1 pseudogene is annotated in these 338 nt (G+C 68.0%); it reads left to right on the top strand.

Annotated elements, in window-relative coordinates:
• Positions 1–338: pseudogene (locus J0695_RS42340) on the top strand (hypothetical protein); the annotation flags it as partial.

The following is a 338-nucleotide window of genomic DNA, read 5'->3' as shown; positions in this document are numbered from 1 at the left end:
GTTCCACCCCGCGTGGATCCCCGATTCGCTCGATCCGTCCATCGAACGGCTCCAACGGGTCCGGATCATCGCCGGACTGGTCGCCACCCTCGGCGTGTACACCTTCCTCGCCGGCGGATTCGACGTCACGGAGCTGCTGACGAACACGCTGATCGCGGCCGTGGTCCTGCTGTTCCTCACCCCGCTGACGGTCGGCGTGATGCTCCTTGTGTGGCGGCGCACCGGCACCGTACGGGAGCTGCGGGCACCCCTGGCCGACGGCTTCAAGCTGCTGCTGCTCTTCGTCTGCGCCCTCACCACCCCGGTGCTGCTGGCATGGTGGATGCTCGGACTGGGAG

Origin of the sequence: Streptomyces beijiangensis (assembly GCF_017315755.1) — a bacterium.
Lineage (GTDB): Bacteria > Actinomycetota > Actinomycetes > Streptomycetales > Streptomycetaceae > Streptomyces > Streptomyces beijiangensis.
This window is presented reverse-complemented; position numbering and strand designations above follow the sequence as displayed.